At 45.7% G+C, this 18,203-nt stretch carries 14 protein-coding genes; 10 read left to right on the top strand and 4 right to left on the bottom strand.

Annotated elements, in window-relative coordinates; translation table 11 throughout:
• The first annotated feature begins 370 nt into the window (after positions 1 to 370).
• The 7 genes from glgP to VNN20_07845 all read left to right on the top strand — a co-directional run bounded on the left by glgP (position 371) and on the right by VNN20_07845 (position 11,224).
• A complete protein-coding gene (gene glgP / locus VNN20_07875; protein HWP92098.1) occupies positions 371 to 2,095 on the top strand; it encodes an alpha-glucan family phosphorylase in 1,725 nt (574 codons plus the stop codon).
• A 111-nt stretch (positions 2,096 to 2,206) separates the two neighbouring features.
• Positions 2,207 to 2,737 carry a carboxymuconolactone decarboxylase family protein gene (locus tag VNN20_07870; protein ID HWP92097.1) on the top strand — a complete coding sequence of 177 codons (531 nt, stop codon included), beginning with the start codon at positions 2,207 to 2,209 and terminating at the stop codon, positions 2,735 to 2,737.
• A 67-nt stretch (positions 2,738 to 2,804) separates the two neighbouring features.
• Positions 2,805 to 5,474, top strand: coding sequence for a bifunctional acetate--CoA ligase family protein/GNAT family N-acetyltransferase (locus tag VNN20_07865; GenBank protein HWP92096.1), 2,670 nt, complete (start codon positions 2,805 to 2,807; stop codon positions 5,472 to 5,474).
• A gap of 147 nt (positions 5,475 to 5,621) precedes the next feature.
• Positions 5,622 to 8,363, top strand: a complete 2,742-nt coding sequence (locus VNN20_07860) for a cation-transporting P-type ATPase (protein ID HWP92095.1) — start codon at positions 5,622 to 5,624, stop codon at positions 8,361 to 8,363.
• A gap of 28 nt (positions 8,364 to 8,391) precedes the next feature.
• Entirely contained in the window at positions 8,392 to 8,700 is a 309-nt protein-coding gene (locus VNN20_07855; protein HWP92094.1) for an NIPSNAP family protein, read from the top strand.
• 145 nt (positions 8,701 to 8,845) lie between these two features.
• Complete coding sequence (locus VNN20_07850; protein HWP92093.1) at positions 8,846 to 9,253, top strand: hypothetical protein; 408 nt, start codon at positions 8,846 to 8,848, stop codon at positions 9,251 to 9,253.
• 135 nt (positions 9,254 to 9,388) lie between these two features.
• Positions 9,389 to 11,224 carry a phosphoenolpyruvate carboxykinase (GTP) gene (locus VNN20_07845; protein HWP92092.1) on the top strand — a complete coding sequence of 612 codons (1,836 nt, stop codon included), beginning with the start codon at positions 9,389 to 9,391 and terminating at the stop codon, positions 11,222 to 11,224.
• A 677-nt stretch (positions 11,225 to 11,901) separates the two neighbouring features.
• On the opposite strand, the gene VNN20_07840 is transcribed toward VNN20_07845, so the two are convergent.
• Entirely contained in the window at positions 11,902 to 12,441 is a 540-nt protein-coding gene (locus tag VNN20_07840) for a DUF4124 domain-containing protein (protein HWP92091.1), read from the bottom strand.
• Positions 12,442 to 12,599: 158 nt separating this feature from the next.
• Here VNN20_07840 and VNN20_07835 point away from each other — a divergent pair, with 158 nt between their 5' ends.
• On the top strand, positions 12,600 to 13,028 hold the full coding sequence (locus VNN20_07835; protein ID HWP92090.1) for a hypothetical protein: 429 nt from the start codon (positions 12,600 to 12,602) through the stop codon (positions 13,026 to 13,028).
• Positions 13,029 to 13,109: 81 nt separating this feature from the next.
• On the opposite strand, the gene VNN20_07830 is transcribed toward VNN20_07835, so the two are convergent.
• Positions 13,110 to 13,691 carry a hypothetical protein gene (locus tag VNN20_07830; GenBank protein ID HWP92089.1) on the bottom strand — a complete coding sequence of 194 codons (582 nt, stop codon included), beginning with the start codon at positions 13,689 to 13,691 and terminating at the stop codon, positions 13,110 to 13,112.
• Between the two features lie 793 nt (positions 13,692 to 14,484).
• On the opposite strand from VNN20_07830, the gene VNN20_07825 reads away from it, so the two are divergent.
• Positions 14,485 to 14,802, top strand: coding sequence for a hypothetical protein (locus tag VNN20_07825; GenBank protein HWP92088.1), 318 nt, complete (start codon positions 14,485 to 14,487; stop codon positions 14,800 to 14,802).
• Between the two features lie 73 nt (positions 14,803 to 14,875).
• On the opposite strand, the gene VNN20_07820 is transcribed toward VNN20_07825, so the two are convergent.
• Entirely contained in the window at positions 14,876 to 15,202 is a 327-nt protein-coding gene (locus VNN20_07820; GenBank protein HWP92087.1) for a hypothetical protein, read from the bottom strand.
• A 518-nt stretch (positions 15,203 to 15,720) separates the two neighbouring features.
• On the opposite strand from VNN20_07820, the gene VNN20_07815 reads away from it, so the two are divergent.
• Positions 15,721 to 16,881: a sigma-70 family RNA polymerase sigma factor gene (locus VNN20_07815; protein ID HWP92086.1), complete on the top strand. Its 1,161-nt coding sequence runs from the start codon at positions 15,721 to 15,723 to the stop codon at positions 16,879 to 16,881.
• Between the two features lie 354 nt (positions 16,882 to 17,235).
• Here the strand turns inward: VNN20_07815 and VNN20_07810 are convergent.
• A partial coding sequence (locus tag VNN20_07810) for an IS1380 family transposase (protein ID HWP92085.1) occupies positions 17,236 to 18,203 on the bottom strand: 968 nt, incomplete at its 5' end.

Raw genomic sequence — 18,203 nt, 5'->3', positions numbered from 1 at the left:
TTGTTAATTTGTTTATGTGATTAATACAAAATTGTCCAAAAATAAGAGATTGATTGTCGGAGTTGGCCTAACGGTAATCAAAGGACTTCCATGACGAACAAGGAAGAAGCAACCCCTATTTAATTCTCCCTGCTTCGACCTTGCTCAGCACAGGCTTAGTAAGGGGGAAAACGCAAGGGGGATAGAAAGGCTATTTGAACGAATAGAGTTAAGATGGCCCTTGCGTAGCAAACATAAAAGAGGAGAACCTGATCTTGAAAAGATGTAAAGACCTTGTTTTACGAGTGTAAACCGCTGGTTTCTAATTATTTTGGACTGCAGTGTAATTAATGGTTTATTAATCTTAGCTAATCAGACTTGACTATAAAGCATGACGAATCAAGTTGAAAAATCAAATGACACTGGGAGTGAAAGATCGATAGCCTATTTTTCTATGGAAATAGCCCTGGAAGCGGGAATGCCGACTTATAGTGGCGGTCTTGGTGTCCTTGCCGGAGATACTATTCGCTCTGCTGCCGATCTCAAGGTCCCTATGGTTGCTGTCACTCTCATACACCGGAAAGGATATTTTTACCAAAGACTCGATTCAAGCGGGTGGCAGACGGAGGAGCCCGTTGAATGGTCAGTTGATGACTTCTTGAAGGAGATGCCGCAAAGAGTCTCTGTGACTTTGGAGAGCCGAAGGGTTCTTATCCGTTGCTGGAGGTATGAAGTCATTGGCATCGGTGGTTTTGGGGTTCCGGTGTATCTTCTGGATACCGACCTGCCGGAGAACTCGGAATGGGATAGGACATTGACCCATTACCTCTATGGAGGGAACCAACGTTATAGACTGTGTCAGGAAGTGGTTTTGGGGATGGGCGGCGTGAGGATGCTTCGCGCCCTCGGTTATGAAAGCATAAAGAAGTTTCATATGAACGAGGGACACTCCAGTCTTCTTGTATTGGAGCTCTTAGATGAAGAGGCAAGAAAAGAGGGTAGGAGTTCAATTTTGTATAGCGATGTTGAGGTCGTCAGGAGTAAATGTGTGTTCACCACTCATACCCCGGTTCCGGCCGGTCACGACCAGTTCCCTTTGGATTTGGTGAATCGTGTTCTTGGGCGCCGAGAGGTTTATGATATGAAAGACGTCTTCTGCTGTGAGAACCTTCTCAACATGACCTTCCTTGGGTTTAACCTTAGTCACTACATCAATGGGGTGGCCAAAAGACACGGAGAAATCACAAAATCGATATTTGCCCATTACCAAATCGATGCCATTACCAACGGTGTACACGCCTCGACCTGGGTATCGGGGCCTTTTGCAGAACTCTTTGACCGCTATATCCCCGGTTGGAAAGAGGATAACTCCACTCTTAGGTCTGCCTTGAGTATTCCAAAACCGGAGGTGTGGGATGCTCACGTTGATGCGAAAAAATGGCTTATTCAGTACGTCAATCGCCAAACAAACGCGGGAATGGACCTAGATGTATTTACCATAGGTTTTGCCAGGCGCGCCACCGCCTACAAGAGAGGGGATCTGCTCTTCACGGATATTGAGCGGCTTAAGGCTATTTCATCGAAATCGGGCACTCTTCAGGTGATTTATGCCGGAAAGGCGCACCCGCAGGACCAGGGTGGCAAACAAGTGATTAAACGGATTTTTGATGCTAAGAGGGCGCTACAGGGTGTCATCAAAATAGCTTATCTCGAGAATTACGACATAGAGCTTGCGAAGATGATCGTCTCTGGCGTGGATGTTTGGCTAAATACACCCAAGCCGCCGCTCGAAGCATCGGGGACAAGCGGAATGAAAGCTGCTCTAAATGGTGTTCCGAGCCTGAGCGTTCTGGATGGTTGGTGGATTGAGGGGCATATCGAAGGGATTACAGGATGGTCAATCGGGGAAGACTCAAAGACCGGAGATGGGAGCAATAACCATCAAAAGGATGCGGAGCTTCTCTATGATAAATTGGAACAGGAGGTTATTCCCTTATTCTACAGGGATAGGGATCGTTTCATCGATGTGATGAGACATGCCGTTGCTCTTAACGGCTCCTACTTTAATACGCAAAGGATGTTACAACAGTATGTTGTAAACGCTTATTTTCGTTAGGCATTAAATCGAGTGAATCACTTAAATACAATCTTTACACAATTGCGGTTTAAATATCGCTAATAATAAGTAAACTAAAAAATCTAATCAGGCAAAAAAAGGAGAACGGTCATGGCGCGCATTAAATACATAGAGGAAGAAGAGGTTAAAGACCCAAGGGTAAAAGAGGCTTATGAAAGGATGAGAAAGAAAAGGGGAAAGGTAACTAACATTTACAAGGTGCTAGCGTACAAACCCTCCATAATATCAACCATAGGACCTTTTGTTGCCGCGGTACAGGAACCGGACGAGCTCGATCCCAAGCTTAAAGAGAGGATAATACTGAGGGTCTCAAGGATTAACCGCTCTGCATATTGCTGTCACGCGCACGAGCAGATAAGCAAAAAAATGGGTTTTACCGAAAATGAAATTCTAGAGGTAGATAATCCTGATAGAGCGAACATTTCGGAGGCGGAGAAAGTGGCCCTAAAATACGCCGAGGCCATGACGGTTAATCCTGGAAATATTCCCGATTCCCTTTTTACCGAGCTTAAAAAATATTTTGGCGATCCTCAGATTGTAGAGCTAACCTCTTTGATAGCCCTTTATAACATGATAAATCGTTTTAACGAGGCTCTTAAGCTCGACCCCGAAGAATACTGATAAGATTAGCCCCAATCACTGTAAAGAGTGCTAAACCAGGAAGTTTATTTTTCTGAGGAGTGAACCCATGAGCACCAGAAATCTGGATAAGATCTTTAATCCCCGGTCCATTGCTTTGGTTGGAGCGAGCGAGGAGAGCGGCAAGCTCGGCTACATACTTTTTCGCAACCTAATCCAGGGTGGATTCAAAGGGCCGGTTTACCCGGTTAATCCCCGGGCAAAGGTCATTCAGGGCAAGAAGGCATATAAGTCGGTAACCGATATTAAAGACGAGGTGGACCTCGCGGTTATAGTAACACGAATAGATGTTGTTCCCCAGGTTATAAGGGACTGCGCCAGTAAGAAAATTCTTGGAACAATAGTTATCTCCGCGGGGGGGAAAGAGGTAGGTGAGCAAGGAAAGAAACTGGAAGAGGAGATACTAAGGGAGGCAAAAGAAGCGGGTATAAGAATCATAGGCCCTAATTGCCTGGGCATAATAAGACCCTCCATCGGGCTTAACGCCAGCTTCTCGCACAGGATCGCACTTCCTGGAAAGATAGCCTTCATCTCTCAAAGCGGTGCGCTATGCACGGCTATCCTGGACCGGTCCTTGATGGAAAATATCGGCTTCAGCCATTTTATTAGTATAGGTTCTATGGCTGATGTGGACTTCGGCGACCTGATTGATTATCTGGGTGCTAACGAAGAGGTAACCAGCATTATTCTCTATATAGAATCGCTCACCAACACCAGAAAATTCATGAGTGCAGCCCGGGCGGTGTCTCAAATAAAGCCCATAATTGCGGTGAAAGCGGGCAGGAGTCAGTCTGGTGCAGAGGCTGCTGCCTCCCATACCGGTGCTTTAGCCGGAGAAGACGATGTCTATGACGCCGCCTTTAAGCGCGCCGGAATTATAAGGGTGCGTACTGTGCGGCAGTTGTTCAATTGCGCCGAGAGCCTAGCCAAACAACCGAGGCCGCACGGTTCTCGTTTGGGAATTGTTACCAACGCCGGGGGCTTGGGGGTGATTGCAGTGGATGCGTTAGAAGACTGGGGACAGAAACCGGCTACATTGTCCGAAGGGACAATCGAAAGTCTCAACCGTGTCTTGCCACCCCACTGGAGCAAAAGGAACCCGGTAGACATTATCGGCGATGCCACTCCGGAACGGTATCAGGAAGCAGTTCGCATCGTTCTTCAGTCAAACGACATCGACGGGTTGATCGTGATGTTGACCCCACAAGCAATGACCAGCCCGACCGATGTCGCCGGAAGTATATCTAGCTTAGCCCGCAGTCAGCATATCCCCATTTTCGCCGTATGGATGGGGGGTAAGGAAGTTGAGGAGGGCATCTCCCTGTTGAACAATGCTGGCATCCCTACCTACAGCACCCCCGAGGATGCGGTTAACATCTTCATGTATATGTATTCTTACAGCTATAACCTCAAGTTACTTCAAGAGACCCCCAGGGAGCTTCATGTCGAGCTTAACCTGGACCGGGAAAAGGCGGATAGGATAATAAGGGGGTCGCTGGGAGAAAATTCCAGCCTCCTTTCGGAGGTAGAGTCTAAAGAGCTTCTGGAGAGCTACGGGATACCGGTTAACAAAACGGAGGTTTCCACATCTCCGGACGAGGCAGTGAAACTGGCAGAGAAAATCGGGTTTCCGGTGGTGTTAAAAATCCATTCACCGGACATCTCTCACAAGACCGAGGCCGGCGGGGTCATACTCGATATCAACTCGAAGGAAGAGGTGGAATCGGCATATAAAAAAATAATGGAAAATGCCAGGAACTATAACCCGGGAGCACGGATTATAGGTGTTACCGTGCAGCGCATGATAAAGGATAGGGGCTATGAGGTGATAGTGGGAAGTAAATTCGACCGGTTATTCGGCCCGATAATACTTTTCGGAATGGGCGGAATAATGACCGAGTTGATCGGGGATAAAGCCATAGGTCTTCCTCCGCTCAATACCACCCTGGCCAGGAGGCTCATGGAGCAAACGAAGGTTTATAGGTTGTTAAAAGGCTTTCGTAACAGGCCTTCAGTCAATCTAGAATCATTGGAAGAGATTTTAATACGCCTCTCTCATCTGGTAACCGATTTCCCGGAGGTCGTGGAAGTGGATATAAATCCTCTATTCGCTAACGAGGATTTAATTTTTGCCCTGGATGCCCGGGTAATAGTCAGGCCTACAACCATGAGGTCCCCGGAACACATGGTGATAAGCCCATACCCCAGTCGTTACGAAACCGTCTGGTCTTTGGATGATGGTACTTCCGTAGTACTCCGTCCCATAAGGCCGGAGGACGAGGAGATGATGAAGGAACTTTTTAACACGTTTTCTCAAAAGACGATTCTTTATCGATTCTTTCAGATTCTCAAATCTATGCCTCATGAGCGTTTAGTCCGATACACACAGATAGACTACGACCGGGAGATGGCCATGGTGGCCGTGGAAAGCGATGGGGACAAAGAACGTATATTAGGCGTGGGAAGGGTAACCTACTACCCGAATTTGGAGGCGTCCGAGTTTTCGGTGGTGGTGGGCGACCCGTGGCAGGGAAAGGGACTGGGCAAAAAACTTCTCCAAATGTGTATCAGTATAGCCAGGGAAAAGAAGAGCGGGTTTCTCTGGGGAGACATAATGGCAGAAAATGAAAGAATGATCGGATTATGCAAGGAACTTGGTTTCAAAATAGAGTGGGATTACAAAGAAGGGACGGCTAGAGCCTTGATGAATTTTGGCTAGGACAATCGTTCTCGTAAAATCAGTTGGGAGTTGTCTAGGGGTTAATGCTGACTCGGTTTACAGACGCTCCCTAACTACTATGACTTATCTTGAGGAGTTTGACTTCGGAAGCAGCTTTCCTGCTTTACATTTCAAGAACAAAGAGTGATGAATTCTCTACAAACAAATATGGAAGATAATACAAAACCATTCACCCAGCCATGGGAGCAGATTCTAGAAAGGCTTGACGTATCCCCGGAAAAAGGGCTAAGTGGCAGGGAAGCCAAGGTAAGGCTCTCCCAATATGGCCCCAACCGTCTTCGAGGGGCGAGAAAAAAGAGCGCCTGGCTTATCTTTATCGCTCAGCTCAAGAGCCTGATCATGCTCCTTCTAGGGGTGGCTGCTCTTTTGTCATTTGTCTTTAAAGAGTGGATAGAGGGAGCAGCCATCCTGGTGGTGATTGCTTTAAACTCGGCTATCGGTTTTTTTATGGAGGTGAGAGCGGTCCGGTCGATGGAGGCGCTTAAGAGTTTAGTGCGTGTAACTGCAAAGGTTAGACGGGACGACCAGGTGCAGGAGGTCTTGGCGGAAGAAATAGTACCGGGAGACATAGTGGTTCTAGAGGGAGGGGACTTGGTGCCTGCCGATATCCGCTTAATCCGGGCTTCTAAGCTCCAGGCGGATGAGTCTTCTCTCACCGGCGAGTCGGTTCCGGTAAGCAAACAACTAGAGCCCCTACCGGACGACGTCCCTATAGCCGATCGGTCGAATATGCTTTTCATGGGAACCGCTGTAACACGCGGGTCCGGTGAGGGGGTGGTTGTGGCAACGGGTATGAATACGGAGTTGGGCCGAATTTCTACCCTGGTGGAAGAGGCCGAAGAGGAGAGCACCCCTATAGAGAAACGCCTCGACCAGTTAGGTCATAGACTCATCTGGGTGACGCTGACAATCACGGCTATTGTCGCCGTTGTGGGTATTTTAAGGGGTAAGGAATTGTTCCTCATGGTGGAAACGGCCATTGCTCTTTCAGTGGCGGCAATACCGGAGGGGTTGCCGATTGTCGCTACCATTGCCCTGGCCCGGGGTATGATGCGCATGGCTAGACGAAACGCCCTTATAAATCGTCTTGCCGCAGTCGAGACCCTGGGTGCGGTAGACGTTATCTGCACCGATAAGACCGGAACCTTGACCGAGAATAAGATGACCGTTAACTGGCTTGCTACCCCATCAGGAGACGTTGAAATAAAGGAAGACGGGTCAGGAGGTAAACCTACATTTTCGATGGATGGGGAAACCGTCGATCCATCGAGTGTTCAGCTTATACGAGAGATATTAAAAACTGGCGTACTCTGCAATAACGCCTCCTTGAAGTATGGGGTGCATGGCGATGATAAAGCGGTAGGGGATCCTATGGAAGTTGCCCTTCTATTGGTTGGGGCGAAGGCTGGAATTCATCGAGATGACCTGCTGAGCACTATGCCGGAAGTGCATGAGGAAGCGTTTGATCCTTCTCTTAATATGATGGCTACGTTTCACGAAGAAAACGACCAATATCGGGTTGCGGTGAAAGGGGCCCCTGAATCGGTGCTGGAGGTTTGCTCGGGTGTTATCGGTCAAAATGGTTATACAGAGATGTCTAAAGAGATTCGAGAAGGATGGCTTGATTGTAACAAGGAATTAACGGAGAGAGGGTTTCGAGTTATTGCTCTTGCTACAAAGAAGGTGAACTCAATCTCGACGTATCCTTACGGCGAACTCATATTTCTCGGGCTAGTTGGTCTTATTGACCCCCCGCGCGAAGATGTACGCTACGCCATAGAGCGATGCCGGGGGGCGGGAATCAGGGTTGTGATGGTAACCGGCGACCATCCGAACACTGCTCGTAATGTTGCTTTAGCGGTGGGCTTGGTCGATACAGAACACGTGCAAGTAGTAAGCGGGGAGGATTTTAAAAGCCCTAACAGTTTATCGAAGGAGGAACGAATGCGTATTCTAAACGCGTCCATATTTGCTCGGGTGAACCCAAAGCAAAAACTCGACCTTATTTCCATACATCAGGAGCATGGCTCAATTGTGGCAATGACTGGCGACGGTGTCAACGACGCTCCCGCGCTCAAAAAAGCAGACATCGGTATAGCTATGGGTAAGCGAGGTACCCAAGTTGCCCGGGAAGCGGCAGATATGGTCCTTAAGGATGATGCTTTTTCCACGATTGTGCTTGCTATTGAACAGGGACGAATTATCTTTGGCAACATCCGTAAATTCGCTCTTTACCTAATTTCCTGTAATGTCAGCGAGATCATGGTTGTGTCCCTAGCTTCGTTGGCTGCGATTCCATTGCCCATTCTCCCGCTCCAGATTCTTTTCTTAAACCTGGTTACCGATGTTTTTCCGGCGCTTGCGCTAGGCTTGGGTGAGGGGGATAAACAAATAATGAGGTATCCGCCTCGAAACCCGGATGAATCCATCTTAACCCAACATCATTGGTCAGCTATCGGGGTATATGGCCTAGTTATGACACTGGCTGTTATAGGGGCTCTAGTGATTGCGTTGAAATGGCTGGAATTGGGGGAGCAACGAGCGGTCACCGTTTCTTTTCTAACCCTGGCTTTTGCCCAGCTATGGCATGTCTTTAATATGCGTGATAAAGGCTCAAATTTTCTTAGAAATGATGTTACCCGCAATCCCTTCGTATGGGGAGCTTTAGGTCTATGCATAATTCTGATTTTGGCGGCTGTCTATGTTCCGGTTTTGGCCCAGGTACTGCGCGTGCTTCATCCGGGCAAAGAGGGATGGATGGTAGTAGTGGTGATGAGCTTAATACCGTTGATAATAGGCCAGATTCTAAGACCTTTAACTTCCCACACTTGGAACTCACATTGGGTACCAAAGTGGGTTAGAATATAGTCGTAGACCAGAAGAGGAGGTAGATGCAATGTACTACTTTGTATCATTTGACCCGAGGGAAGGAGCCGGAAGGAGGGAGGTAGTCGAAACCTATAAGAAATTTGCCGAACATTTTCAGAAGAAGCTTCCGCAATTTAAATTAATAGGTCTTTACGCCCGAAATGTGCTTCTGGGTTCTAGGCCACATTACGTGGCAATTTGGGAGTTTCCCGACTACTCCAACTTGGAGGAGTGGAATAGGGCGTTTGCTAAAGATACGCAGGGGCAAAAGCTGGCCAAGCGTCTTGCGGACATGGCTACAGGGTGGGAAGCAAAGGTTATGTCTAAGTTGATTTGAAGTCAATTTAAAAGGGATGGGGGAGTGGTTAGCTTTACTCATCATCTGTCCTCTTTTGTTTCTCTCGGTTTGTGATTTAATCTTGTCCTCTATCAATACTAAATTTAGAATTTCTAGGGGAAAATTAAAAAAGAGGTGAAGTTATATGGGCAAGGCAACGATAGTATTTGTATTGATCAGTTTAGTTTACGCCTCGGTTGATGTGGAGGAAGCGAAGACCGAAAACTTCCAGGTTACACACCCGGAGTGGTATATAAAGATTACCGACTTCAACGTATATTCGGCGCGTGGTGTGGCCATTATTCATCACGTCACCATCGAAAATACCAGCGACATACCCTATAGAAATGTCAAAGTGAGAGTGCGTTTTAATTCTACCTCCTACACAAACTACGGAACCGAGGTTGCCACGGAAACCGGTGTGTTACCGGTAACCCTGCCACCGCAGAGCAAGAAAACCTATCTCCAAGGAGGGTCGGTTCTAGGGGCGACCTCCAGTAGCTTTTATCCTAAAACCATAGAAGTTTTGGGCGCCGTACCCGTCATCGAGTAGAAATCTATGCATTCAGGGCATATTTAGATAATATAGTTATAATTAAGAGAGCCTTATCATATTAGCTTTTCACGGAGTTAATACCAGTAAATTCTATGATTGATCTTGAATCCCTAAAATGAGAGGGCAGACGTGATAGAGTTTCCGGATTACGTAAAAAATGAAAAACTGCGTAAATGGGTTCTGGAGATGGTAGCCCTTTGTAAGCCGGATAAAGTTCACTGGTGCGATGGTACGGAGCGGGAATATGACGAAATGTTTAGGCTGATGGTTAAGTCGGGCACGGCTATCAAGTTGAACGAGGAGAAGCGCCCCAATAGCTATTTGGTGCGTACTGACCCCGATGATGTAGCCAGGGTTGAGGATCGTACGTTTATTTGCAGCCTGAGCAAAAGCGACGCCGGCCCTACGAATAACTGGGTTGACCCAAGGCAGATGAAAAAGACCTTATCGGAGCTTTTTGATGGTTCGATGCGCGGTCGAACCATGTACGTCATTCCTTTCAGCATGGGTCCACTGGGCTCTCATATTGCCCATATCGGGGTGCAGCTGACTGATTCGCCTTATGTGGTAGCCAGCATGCGCATCATGACCCGAATGGGAAAAGCTGTTTGGGGTGTATTGGGAAATGGTGAATTTGTTCCCTGCTTACACTCGGTAGGGATGCCACTCAAGCCAGGACAAAAAGATGTTCCATGGCCCTGCAATAACAAGCACAAGTACATAGTTCACTTCCCGGAGGAGCACTCAGTATGGTCCTATGGAAGTGGTTACGGTGGAAATGCGCTACTAGGCAAAAAGTGCTTTGCTCTCAGAATTGCCTCGGTAATCGCCAGAGAGGAGGGATGGCTGGCCGAACATATGCTTATTTTGGGAGTAGAATCTCCCAACGGAGAGAAGACGTATGTGGCTGCGGCGTTTCCTAGTGCGTGCGGGAAGACAAACTTTGCCATGTTGATTCCGCCTGCCGCATTCAAGGGCTGGAAGGTTACCACCGTCGGGGATGATATTGCTTGGCTCAAGCCAGGAGACGACGGCAGCCTATATGCAATTAACCCGGAGGCCGGGTTCTTCGGCGTGGCTTCCGGCACATCGGAGAAATCTAATCCTAATGCTATGGCTTCGATCAGACAAAACTCCATATTCACCAACGTAGCACTCACGCCGGATGGCGATGTATGGTGGGAAGGGATGACCGATTCTCCCCCTACTGAATTGATCGATTGGCAAGGTAAACACTGGACCCCCGATTCCGGACAGCCAGCGGCTCATCCTAATGCCCGGTTCACCGCACCAGCAAGCCAATGCCCGTCTATAGACCCGGAGTGGGAAAATCCCAAAGGGGTGCCCATCAAAGCGCTTATCTTCGGCGGACGGAGAAGTCAGGTTGTTCCCTTGGTGTATCAGGCGTCTAACTGGAATTACGGAGTGTACATGGCCGCAACCATGGGTTCTGAGACAACGGCGGCCGCAGCGGGCAAGGTGGGGGTGGTAAGGCGCGACCCATTTGCGATGTTACCATTTTGCGGTTATCACATGGGTGACTACTTCAACTACTGGCTAGATTTCGGACGGAAGATTCCCAACCCTCCGCGTATTTTCAGCGTTAATTGGTTTCGCAAGGATAAAGAAGGAAGATACATCTGGCCCGGATTCAGCGAAAATATGCGCGTATTGAAATGGATTGTAGACCGGGCCAATGGCCGGGCTTACGGCGTTGAGAATCCTATAGGAAGGGTTCCTCGCTATGAGGATATTGATTGGAGGGGGCTGGAGAGTTTTTCCCGTGAGAAATTTCAAGAATTGATGTCGGTGGACCGGGAGCTATGGAAGCAAGAAATCCTTTCTCACGAGGAGTTATTCGTAAAGCTCTACGATAAATTGCCCAAGGAGCTTATCTTCATTCGTGAGCTAATCCTGTCTAGTCTTTGGCGTTCTCCTGAACGCTGGGATGGTGTTTTCGAACTGTAAACATCCTACCTATCCGCACTACCGATAGACAATAGAGAGAAGTCCTCAAACTCAAATGGGACTTTCCGCTGAATATTGAAGGGTGTTATGCCTCCAATATATTTGTTTCATGGGAATATTGGTTGTTTTCAAATTGGTTGATAGGATGGCATAATTGAGTTGACATTATTCTTTAAACTGGTCCAAGATTAATGTGTAATAGTCAAGATATGATTTATCGGACGTGTCGGGATAAGTTACATTCTTCCAATACATTACCACAACAACTTTCAGCGGATGTAAACCGACTCGTTCCTTCATGGAATTTACACTGAGTTTATCGAACGTGCTCAGGACAGACTCTGAGCCTGACGTAAGTTTATAGAAGTGTCGATCGATGGATGAAGTTTCTTGATGTGTTCATTCTTCGACGGTGCTCAGAATGAACGGTTTTTATTTCATTAATCATTTTAGCGGATATACATCCGCTCATTCCTTCCCCGATTTAATCGGGGATCAACTCAGGACAGGCTCTGAGCCTGGTCGAAGGATGGGTTATTGAGGTGTTTGCCCTTCCACCCTACTCCGGAGTGATAGTTAGACACGTAAAATTCCCCCTTGGAAACGATTTGCTAAGGCAGTGTCTGTTTGGTCGAATCCTAGTTGCTACAGATTAGATGTATGGAATTTACCACAATTCACTTTCTTAGATAACCCGGGGGAATTCCCTGCCTGCGGGCCTCATCCGCTAGGTTTTCTCTTTCTTCAGCAAGTAATATCAGTTGACTATTTAACTCTTGTAAATAGCTTTCTAAATACCTTAGCTCTAATATGGAGCGGTCGGCAAAGTATCCGTTTATGAGTAGGTAATCGACTTCCCTTCTCTTATGGTCAATTTGTTTTTCGGTGATATCGATCTCGTCCATTATGGCTCTCTCCTTATTTTCTATTTCCAAGGCCCGACTTCTCCAGAATTCCCGGAGAGCCTGTTCATTCTGAGTCTGCTCATCAAAGACGAGTTCAGAATTTTCCTCTTCGACAACTGCAGGTGATGTTTTTACAACTGCAAATTGCCCCTCCCCCGGGTCTTTTCCCTGTCCTTCTATTACCTCCACTTTTTCTAATTTATCTTCGGGAATAAGTGCAGGGCTGTCCGTAAAGTGCACATGACCGTCCTGGTCAACCCACTTGTAAATGCCATTTGACAGAGCTGGGGTAACAAACGAGAAAGATAACAATAAAAAAAGCGCAAAATAAACCGTATTGTATACTTTAATAGAATATAGTATTCCCTTGCGGGGGTACCGTTACAAGGGTGAAGGGGATAAACTTAAAGCGCTTTGAGTGCTTGATTAATCCAAAATCATCGATAGATTAAACGGAAGGAGAAATTAGCATGAATATTACACAGGAGATATATAAAGATAATATTGAGTTTTTAAGGAGAGTTATACAATTAACCTATGAGATAATAGATGAATGTAATCATCTATTGTTTAACTTTCTAAAGCCGGTTGCTATTCCAAGACAGGATGTAACCAAAAAATTTGATGAGGAGAAAATGGAGTCTATACAAAGAAATGGATTTCGTTTTCTCTCCCTATTGTACGATTTATCTGGGGGCGAAGAATCCGTGCGGTTTGACATGCACGAGATCGGCAAACGGCTAGGTTATGATGTGTTGGAGACGGAGTATATTGTGGAAACTCTCGCCCGTTCTGAATTGATCCGCCGTGAAAGGAATTCCCCTAATATCTCGATTAGCTCCTATGGAATCATGACTATTAATGGTGATATAAACGTCGGATACGCCCCGGTTCATTAAGGGCTAGAGCTAAATTTCGGATATGTTGAATGTAGAAAAGAATGAGGAATAAAAAATAAGGGTAGGTAACGAGTTAGATTTTTAATTTGTTATTCGTTCTTTATTGCCGGTCTCTCTTTCTACGAATAATCCCTGGTTCTTCATTTCTTCTATCTTTGTCTTTAAAATGTTTAGGTCAGTTACTGTCATGCCGAACTTGTCTAAAATTCGCTCGATGGATTCTACGCCATATATAAGCCAGCTAACATCCTTTGCGTAGCTTAGGTCATAATAACCCCAGACGATGAAGGGGAGATTGTAATCACCCTCATGGTCTAGCCTATAAAAACCTTCTCTGTAGCTAAGGATTTTATCCCCGTATCCCCAGGAATTGACCTCCGAGCGTACGTCTGCCTCTCTTAACTGGCATTGCTCTCGATGGTTTTTAAGAAGATATTCTTTGAAAGCTTCGGCTTCCTCTTCCGTGAATAATTCGTATATATTGTCCTCAGAGATGTATTGTGAATTGTCAGGATTGGTTAAATATCCGTTGAGCAATTTTCTGTGGGAATTAATGGGAGTATCTCTATATACCACGAACCAGCAAATTTCTACCCCGTCATAAACTTTTCCCCTATGAGAGAAGTGATCAAATACGGATTTTAACCTAAATAACCTTGCCATCGCTATGTTGCCCTCGTTCCTAACCTTTTTTTGAACCTAAATTACCCTATATTAATAAAGCAGTCCTTGTATAAATAAATTAGACTTTGGTTAGATTTTTGTTTTGTGAAGTTAGTAGAATTTCAAAGGCTTATCACTTTAGTACTAATTGATTTTACTAACTTTTTTGGCGTTATTTGTCTGATGAAATTGGGTGGCTAAGATAGTTCTTATGAGGCGATCTTTATGAGACAATCATTGATATCGACACACAAGGGTCGAGGCGCTCATAAGATATTTTGATGGTTCTCTGTACAATAATGCACAGCAAAAAAATGCGTATTATTGTACAACAAACTTATTTGCTTAATTGCATTTTCTCATCCCTACTAACAAGTCTTTGTATACAGTTGAGATTAGTATTATTAAATCCGCTGGCATAAATATTGTAAAATAAGTATGTCATCGGTTTAATCGGGAGAGGAATGGCGCTCCTACAAAGGATTGATAAGCAGTATCATTCTGGGAGCACTTAGGTCTTTATTTTTAATTTTAGATGCCCCGCGGCTCTAGCACTGGAGAGTTTCACTTACACCCTTGTTATAAGCGCGTCTATTCCGGTGCTTCCACTGGTTTCATAACCTCTCTGGATACTAATTCGTGTGCAAATTTAAACAGCGGTCACAGTGTACTACGACTGGCTAAGTCTCTTTTAAATCATAACTTTCTGTAAACACTGGAGATAGTGCATATGCAATTTGCTGGCATGTACATTGCTCTGATTGAATCCTAAACAAAAAAGAGGTGGGATAGTATGAAGAAATTACTTTTAGCTGCAGTTCTAATAACAGGGTTTGCTCTCGTGGGGATAAATACGCCAGTTACAACTGGGCAACAGCACCCCAATGTAGTGTCTGATGAAAACGGAGAGCAGGAATCTGGAATAATCGATTCTTATCTTTCCGGGTTCAAAGAGATTAAACTCCAAGTAGTTGGTATTAAAGATAATACACTAAAGCTTCAGGATGAAAAAGGCAAGATACACTCATTTAAGGTTGTTGACCGAAGGATGCTAAAGAGGGTTCAAGTTGGTGATACAGTCAAGGTGAAGATCGAGAAGAGAGAGGGTTAAAGTTACCATACTGGTTACGAAAAATTAGGGTCGGAATAGCGCAGACATCCGAATCCATACTACCTTTCCACCTTCAAGCAGAAGCTCTCTCATGTTCAAACCTGCTTACATCCTTGGGTTTGTTTATGATGATGAGGTCAATGAGCTTATTCTTAAAATCCTCATTATATACGCCTACCAAGGGGAGCGTGTAACCCAGGGTAGCTATACTGGTAAGGTAGTTGGCATAGGAAAGTAAGGCGACTTTATCTGCCAAATCTTCATACCGTCGGGAAAGCTCGGTAAAAATAAGGTCATAAAAGTAATTGGATGCGGCTTTCACCGTAGCAAACTGCCTTTCTTCTATCGCGCTAACTCCGAGATTAAAAGCCATGAATATTAGGTCACCTTTTTTACACATTTGTTCACTCCTAAATTACATTTGAAAACCTTTTCTGCGCTCGATGTTTTTAACCAGGACCCGGGTCGGTCATAGGTTTAACATCGATTTTCCTCTCAGCCCTCTTGCTGTTAGAGGACTTTAATTAGATAAAGCAATATTCATGCCATTAAGATAGAAAATTAAAATGGGCCTAGTCAATAATATTTCGTCATTAACCCCATGTAATAAGAAGATTTTTCGCTTAATTATTGTCGACGGCAAGGCTCCTATGCGAATTTACACATCGCTTCTGTGGGATATTGCACAGTTATGTATGCTTTTAAATTTTTCCTCATTCACAACTCGCATTAAACATTAAATATAAAAAGACGAATACCTTTGGCATAGTTATTGCCCTTGAAGTTGGAAAGGGCAGCCGTATGCGTCTTGTGGAAAAGAAGAGTATGGATTTGCTGGCGAGGAAGGGATTAGGAGGAGTAAAATCGGGATCCTTTCTTTTGTAGAGACTAAGGCTAGAGTCAGCGGAGGTAAAGTAAATGGAACTTGAGACACTATTGGAAATAAACGGGTATGTAGAATTTACGGAAGAGGGTGAAGGGGCTTTCAAATCGGAAGACGGTTTCATCCCCGAGTCGACAGAAAAAGAAACCCGGTTTGTATCGGAGGACGGCCGGTCCGATGAGAATGAGGAGAAAAAGGCTTTTAACAGTGAAGAGTACAGATTCTTATACACTTACTTCAAGGAACTGGCAAGAGAATCTCTTTTAACCCCGAGAGAAGAGGTAGAGATTTCCACAAAGATAAAAAGGTGTCAGTCGAAGGTGAATGAAATAAGGGTACTCAGGGATGAGCTTTTGAAAGAAAGGAATGGCAGCGATGGGGGAAACGAAAACCATAACGGTAAGAAAAAAGATTCGTCAAGACAAATAAGAAGACTTAATTCCCTCATGAAAACATATGCGAGCAAGGCACGAGGCTTGAGGGAGAGGTTCTTGAGGGGGAACTTAAGATTAGTGGTAAGTATAGCCAGGAAATACACGGGACTGGGTCTACCATTGTCAGACCTCATACAGGCAGGTAATTTGGGCTTGATTAAGGCGATGGAGAGATTCGACCCGGCCAGGGGATATAGGTTCTCGACATACGCCTCCTGGTGGATACGCCAGTCGATATCTAGAGCCATATCGGCCCAGTCTAGGACAGTGAGAATACCGGAATATGTGCTGGAACAGGCAAGGAAAGTACACCGGGTGAGGTCGGTTGATCACGAATATAAGGGAATAAAACCCATTCCCGGGGAGATTGCGGAAAAGACGGGGATTTCTGTTAAACATGTAAAGCGAATCTTAGAAGCGACCAATGAAATTGTTTACCTGGATTCACCGGTATTCCTGGAAGGGGAGAAAATAACCTTTTTGGATTTTGTGGCCGATGAGAAGTCGGCCGGGGCGGATTCGCTAATAGCAAGGGCAGAGCTGAAAGAGAGGGTCGACGAAGCCCTTTCATCGCTCACTGATAGGGAAAAAGAGATAATCAGAATGAGATTCGGGATGGATGATGATACCGTATATACGTTGGATGAGGTTGGGAAGAGGCTTAATCTCACCCGTGAGCGAATAAGACAACTCGAAGAAAATGCGATCAGAAAAATTGCGCGGTCCGAAAGAAGAGAAATACTGGAAAGCTTTTGTGAGTGATATTTTTTATGGGAAGAATGATAAACGACTAAGCACCGAATAATGTGGTAGCGATTTACAATAGCCCGGATTTAATCAAACAGACACAGTATTGGTGAGTCGGACCGATTTCAATTGTGTGAATGTTACTCTAATACCAAGCTAAGGAATAAACCCAAATAATGCGTGAGCGATTAAAATTGTAGAGAAGCTTTCTTAGATGTAAACCGGGCCAGGCATTCTTATGCAAATCCATCGTAAGGACATGAAAGGGGCAGGTAAATACCATCGGAATCTAGAGAAAAAAATGGTTCTTCAGACACCTCTCCCTCCTACTCCTTTGATGATGCCGTCTTCCTCCCGATTAATCCACCTTCAGGTGACCCTGGCCAGCGCCTCCTCATACTCGGTCCGGTAAGACCACGTCCTCTCCAGCTTGAGAACCCATCTCCTGGAGGCGTGTATAAGTTTGCCCGGAATCAGGAAGAGCCTCTCTCTTACCGTCTGGATCATGTCCTTTACCTTCTTCTGACCCAACACCTCTTCCTTGAAAAAGTTCATAAGGTTATAAGCAAGCATCAAAAGCTCAAACCAACTACAGTTACCGGCATAATTATGAGAAACTACCTTGTCCAGGCCAAAACCGTATATTCCCTCCTTGATAAAGTTCTCGCAGCAAGCCCTCTTATTGTAATACCTCCAGACCTCTTCCGGCTCTATGCGGCTATTGGTTACTATAACCTGGTAATCGTAGGTTACATCCCCGGTGTTAAGCAGTTTAAGCTGCTTCTTGGGGGACTCTCCCACATTTACCCTCTGCCTTATAACAACCATCCTTACGGTTTCATCTTTTGTCAGGGTATATCCGTCCTCACTTACCTCCACTCCACTACCTATATCCTTCCAGTCCCTTATGGATCCGATCTTTCTTTGCACCCATGGCTGTATCGGCACAACCACATAAAATTCAATGCACCTGCTTATAAGAAACTTGAGCATATCAAGGCTGAAAAACCCGCTGTCCACCCGAAGCCTTATCTTCTCTACAGGGGAGGGCAGCCTCTTAACAACCCCTTTAAGAAATGCAATGGCATTGTGGGAGGTATGGTGACTCCCGCTCCTAAAAAGCCCTCCCACATAGTCCCTGGTCTCACCTATGAAACAGAAAAGGGGATGATAGCTCCTTCTACCCCTCTTCTTTGGGTTATATCCAACCCCAGCCCTCTGTTGACTGCCATACACAGTGCTTACATGGGAATCCAGGTCAAGACAGATGCTCCTAAAGGACTTCAGACCCTTTCTCAACCCCATAAGAAGGTCAAAGTTAAGCATGGCTATCTCCC

The sequence above is a fragment of the Thermodesulfobacteriota bacterium genome (assembly GCA_035559815.1).
Classification (GTDB): domain Bacteria; phylum Desulfobacterota_D; class UBA1144; order Nemesobacterales; family CSP1-2; genus DATMAT01.
Note: the sequence above shows the minus strand (reverse complement) of the source record. Positions and strands in the feature narration are given on the sequence as shown.

Bases quoted from the DNA above. Each gene is read 5' to 3' on its own strand.
- VNN20_07835 (HWP92090.1), top strand. From the start codon at position 12,600: ATGAATATTACACAGGAGATATATAAAGATAATATTGAGTTTTTAAGG.
- VNN20_07830 (HWP92089.1), bottom strand. From the start codon at position 13,691: ATGGCAAGGTTATTTAGGTTAAAATCCGTATTTGATCACTTCTCTCAT.
- VNN20_07865 (HWP92096.1), top strand. From the start codon at position 2,805: ATGAGCACCAGAAATCTGGATAAGATCTTTAATCCCCGGTCCATTGCT.
- VNN20_07820 (HWP92087.1), bottom strand. From the start codon at position 15,202: ATGTGTAAAAAAGGTGACCTAATATTCATGGCTTTTAATCTCGGAGTT.
- VNN20_07850 (HWP92093.1), top strand. From the start codon at position 8,846: ATGGGCAAGGCAACGATAGTATTTGTATTGATCAGTTTAGTTTACGCC.
- VNN20_07855 (HWP92094.1), top strand. From the start codon at position 8,392: ATGTACTACTTTGTATCATTTGACCCGAGGGAAGGAGCCGGAAGGAGG.
- glgP (HWP92098.1), top strand. From the start codon at position 371: ATGACGAATCAAGTTGAAAAATCAAATGACACTGGGAGTGAAAGATCG.
- VNN20_07860 (HWP92095.1), top strand. From the start codon at position 5,622: ATGAATTCTCTACAAACAAATATGGAAGATAATACAAAACCATTCACC.
- VNN20_07815 (HWP92086.1), top strand. From the start codon at position 15,721: ATGGAACTTGAGACACTATTGGAAATAAACGGGTATGTAGAATTTACG.
- VNN20_07825 (HWP92088.1), top strand. From the start codon at position 14,485: ATGAAGAAATTACTTTTAGCTGCAGTTCTAATAACAGGGTTTGCTCTC.
- VNN20_07870 (HWP92097.1), top strand. From the start codon at position 2,207: ATGGCGCGCATTAAATACATAGAGGAAGAAGAGGTTAAAGACCCAAGG.